The 3,903-nt window shown below is 35.2% G+C and carries 7 protein-coding genes; 5 read left to right on the forward strand and 2 right to left on the reverse strand.

Annotation, left to right across the window (positions count from 1 at the left end; translation table 11 throughout):
* The first annotated feature begins 10 nt into the window (after nucleotides 1–10).
* The gene (locus EKM64_RS11805; protein ID WP_225421023.1) at nucleotides 11–94 is read left to right on the forward strand and encodes a hypothetical protein; all 84 of its coding nucleotides are present in this window, start codon (nucleotides 11–13) and stop codon (nucleotides 92–94) included.
* A gap of 137 nt (nucleotides 95–231) precedes the next feature.
* Here the strand turns inward: EKM64_RS11805 and EKM64_RS11195 are convergent, their stop codons facing one another.
* The gene (locus EKM64_RS11195; protein WP_125678545.1) at nucleotides 232–1,056 is read right to left on the reverse strand and encodes a mechanosensitive ion channel family protein; all 825 of its coding nucleotides are present in this window, start codon (nucleotides 1,054–1,056) and stop codon (nucleotides 232–234) included.
* An 85-nt stretch (nucleotides 1,057–1,141) separates the two neighbouring features.
* On the opposite strand from EKM64_RS11195, the gene EKM64_RS11200 reads away from it, so the two are divergent.
* Genes EKM64_RS11200 through EKM64_RS11210 form a run of 3 tightly spaced genes read left to right on the forward strand, consistent with a single transcriptional unit; the run spans nucleotide 1,142 to nucleotide 2,872 of the window.
* Entirely contained in the window at nucleotides 1,142–1,645 is a 504-nt protein-coding gene (locus tag EKM64_RS11200; RefSeq protein ID WP_125678546.1) for a PAS domain-containing protein, read from the forward strand.
* Nucleotides 1,635–2,564 (forward strand): FAD:protein FMN transferase, encoded by a 930-nt coding sequence (locus EKM64_RS11205; RefSeq protein ID WP_125678547.1) that lies wholly within the window; start codon nucleotides 1,635–1,637, stop codon nucleotides 2,562–2,564. The genes EKM64_RS11200 and EKM64_RS11205 overlap by 11 nt, the downstream gene beginning before the upstream one ends.
* Nucleotides 2,565–2,566: 2 nt before the next feature.
* On the forward strand, nucleotides 2,567–2,872 hold the full coding sequence (locus EKM64_RS11210; RefSeq protein WP_125678548.1) for a bacteriocin immunity protein: 306 nt from the start codon (nucleotides 2,567–2,569) through the stop codon (nucleotides 2,870–2,872).
* Here EKM64_RS11210 and EKM64_RS11215 read toward each other — a convergent pair.
* Complete coding sequence (locus tag EKM64_RS11215; RefSeq protein WP_125678550.1) at nucleotides 2,869–3,093, reverse strand: hypothetical protein; 225 nt, start codon at nucleotides 3,091–3,093, stop codon at nucleotides 2,869–2,871. The two genes, EKM64_RS11210 and EKM64_RS11215, sit on opposite strands and share 4 nt — an antisense overlap.
* 79 nt (nucleotides 3,094–3,172) lie before the next feature.
* Here EKM64_RS11215 and EKM64_RS11220 point away from each other — a divergent pair, with 79 nt between their 5' ends.
* Nucleotides 3,173–3,754, forward strand: a complete 582-nt coding sequence (locus EKM64_RS11220) for a peptidylprolyl isomerase (protein WP_125678552.1) — start codon at nucleotides 3,173–3,175, stop codon at nucleotides 3,752–3,754.
* Nucleotides 3,755–3,903 lie beyond the last annotated feature (149 nt).

Below are 3,903 nucleotides of genomic sequence, written 5' to 3' on the forward strand. Positions count from 1 at the left end.
AGAAGAATACATCAAATTTTGGAATGAAGAACGAATATTCGAAAAACCGGGCTATCAGTCGCCGGTAGAATACCGGAACTTAATAGCCCAATAAAAGAAGTGCTTTTATTTTAATGTCTCAAAAAATAGTTGCAGTGCCAAATAAAATTTCTTAGCGTTCTTTTTAATTATTGTAGATTTGGATAATGCGGCGGCAAGAGAGCCGCCAGCTCTTTTTGTTTTATTAGAAGCCTACTTAGGTAGCTTGATTCCGGCATCATTGAGCGCAATGAGGTACTTTTTCAAAAGTAAATTTTTCACAGCATATTGTTCCCCGTGTTTCGTATATGCATGGACCTGTAGGACTAACGTACCGTCATTTAAATTAGAAAATCCCAGAACAGTTGGAGCTTTAGTTATCTGAAGGCTGTTGATGCTTAGCCCAGCATTAACTTCTCGGATAACTTTTTTTATTTCTTCAAAGGGAGAATTGCTGTATACCGGTATGTTGATCAAGGCTTGCATATCGTTTCTGGATTTATTGCTGACAACGGTGATATTGCGATTCGGTATAAAGTTCAATGTACCATCGACGCTTTTGATTTGAGTGGTACGAATTCCGACGTAGGTTACTACTCCCTCAATATTGTTGACCTGAATCGTATCGCCGACACTTATTTGTTGTTCCAACAAGATGAAGAAACCGTTGACCATATCGGAGACGAATCCCTGTGCTCCAAGTCCAATTGCCAAACTAAATATTCCGGCGCCGGCAATCAAGGTTCCAACAGGTATACCGATGGCGGATAGTAAAGCATATATCCAAAAGAACAGCAGAATATAACGGAAAATATTTAGAACGATTGTATATATCGTATCCATTTTATTTTGAGGAATAGGATTCTTGCTGATTTTTAAATTGCTTTTGAAAACATGTTTAATGATCTTTTTGCCGATCCAATTTATCAATAGTAAAACAATAGTCAAAAGGATAAGTTGGCTTACGACGGATAGTACATGTTGCACTAAGCTTTCCCAATCGACTTTAAATAGAATGTTTTTGATGAATGTATTCAAGTTATTACGATCCTTTCTGGTAAGTCAGAACTTATTATAATAGAATGAGATTGTGAATGATATTACAAATTAGGGAGTGGATATTATGTCAGAGCCAGAGTTTAAAGAAGGATACGTTAATTTTAAGACTGGAAGATTGTCATTAAAGGAAATTCAACAAATTTTTAATACATTACCGTTTGAAGTTGATTTTATTGACCAAAGCGATCATTTTAGATATTTTTCAGATCAAAAGGAACGTGTACATAAGCGTTCCACTGATATTTTAGGTGAAACGGTTGAAGAATGTCATCCAGCAAAAGTGTTACCATTCGTTAAAAAAGTTATTGATTCATTTAAAAATGGTCAAGAAGACCAATACGAAATGTGCATGCCTTTGCATGGAAAATTGGCGTATGTTCAATACTTTGCTATTCGTGATGAAGATAAAAATTATTTAGGAACTATGGAGTTTACTGGAGATATTAGTCATATTAAAGAATTAATATCAGATACGCCTGATGCAACAACGGGTGCTTCAGAGCATAAAGAAATAAAAAAGCCAATTCCAGATGCTATGACTGGTGCTTCAAAACACGATGATAAATAATTTGGCAAATAAGAAAACTAAAAAAAGTTTCTATGCGTTAGGAACTCAGATCAATCTAACGACATTTGGTACGAAAAATGATTGGGCGATAGTTGCGGCAATGAAGCTGATACGTCATTTTGAAGATATTCTAACGGTCAATCGGACCAATTCAGAAGTTATGAGTATCAATCAAGCAGCAGGTAGTAATTTTGTTCAAGTAAGTCCTGCTACATATGGGTTAGTAAAACGATCTGTCTATTACAGCCGTGAAAACTTCGGTTTTAACGCTGCTATCGGACCTCTAGTAAAATTATGGAAAATCGGTTTTATTGGAGCCAATCGACCAGAAGATGAAGCTATCAAAGAAAAGTTGAAATTGATTGATCCAAAACAAATACGGCTAGACGACAAAAATCTAGCTGTATTTTTGAAATGTCCTGGTATGGAATTAGATTTAGGTGGCATTGCCAAAGGATATATCGCTGATAGGATCAGAGATTTGTGGTATTCTTTTGGGATCAATAGCGGAATTATTGATCTAGGCGGTAATTTATTATTTGTTGGAGATAGTGTGCATGATGATTCACAGTGGATAATTGGAATTCAAGATCCCACTAGTAATCGTGGAAATTCAATTGGTAGTGTCAAATTACCAGCCTGTTCTGCCGTTACGACGGGTATCTATGAACGATTTTTAGAAATTGATGGGGAGAAGTATCATCATGTGATCGATCCTAGAACGGGTTTTCCGTTACAGACGAATTTAGCTAGTGTTACGGTTTTTACAAGGGATTCAATTGTTGGTGAAATTGAGGCAAAGAGATTATTCTTTGCTGGAGATAATAAGTTAACGCACAGAAATGATTTATATGGGGCAGTTTTTGTATATCAAGACGGTTCTTACAAGACTAGCGGCGTGAAATTAATAGGGGAATAAATATGAAAAAAGATAATGAAGAAGTTAAATTAATGTTGGACCAAATAAGTAAAGCATATTCCGATGAATCCGTAAAAGCATATCCTGATGTGAAAGCTATGCTCTTAAAATATGCAACTCAATTAGAAAAAAGTGATTACACTGATTTGATAGCTACCAAATTATGTAAGGAAATTTCTTTGTATTACTTTAAAAATGGTAGTAAATTACCGGCAGCACTAGTTGAGCTGTATAAATATCTGAAGCCAAAGGCCGTTAAGTATGATGCTGAAGCGGTTGCTTCCTTTATGCTACCAATTTGGTTCTAATTTAATTGCTTGATCAAAATCCTTAGATCTTCATTTAGATTTTGGTAGAGCTCACACTGTTGACCACCAGTTTGATGATTTTCTTTGCATAATGTCAAAAGAATATAGGCAGCTTTAAGGTAGAGCGTTTCGTCGGTATGTTGAAAGTATTTGTTGGTGGTCAATTTGATTTTGATAGTCTCGCCAGTTAATAAATTATGGATTATACAAGTCTTTTTCATTTAAGTTCTCCAACCTTTTAAATATTGATATAATTAAATTACGAATATTTTTCGGAAATAGACTGAAAAGAGGAAAAGTATGTATCCACAATTAGATTTAGATAATGCAACTGGTACAAAAATTACTATCAAAACTAACCATGGTGATATCAAGATTCAACTTTTTGATGAATTAGTTCCAAAGACAGTTAAAAACTTTGTTGAATTGGCCAAAAAGGAATATTACAACGGAATTATTTTTCATCGTGTGATCCCTGATTTCATGATTCAAGGTGGTGATCCAACCGGAACTGGTATGGGTGGCGAAAGTATCTATGGAGAAGCGTTTGAAGATGAATTTTCAGACCAACTTTATAATTTAGATGGCGCACTATCAATGGCTAACTCAGGTCCTAATACTAATGGTAGTCAATTCTTCATCGTTTCAAATCAAAATTTACCTAAGAGAATGGTAAAACAGATGGCACCAGCTGGGTATCCTGAGGAAATCATTGCTGCATATAAGAATGGTGGAACTCCTTGGCTAGATCACAGACATACTGTTTTTGGTCAAGTTATTGATGGCATGGACGTCGTTAGAGAAATTGCACGTGCTAAACGTGATCGTAACGACAAACCAAATGAAGATATAGTTATGGAATCAGTTAAAGTAGAGGATTAAAAAATAAAAAGAAATGTGCGGGTGTGAAGTGCCCTAAAATTGTTAGACATAATCTAACAACTTTGGGGGCACTTTTTTTATGACCAAATACTCTTCAGAATTCAAAGTCAAACTAGTAAATGAATACTTTGATGGACAAATTTCTATAC

It is taken from the genome of Companilactobacillus keshanensis (assembly GCF_003946205.1).
Classification (GTDB): domain Bacteria; phylum Bacillota; class Bacilli; order Lactobacillales; family Lactobacillaceae; genus Companilactobacillus; species Companilactobacillus keshanensis.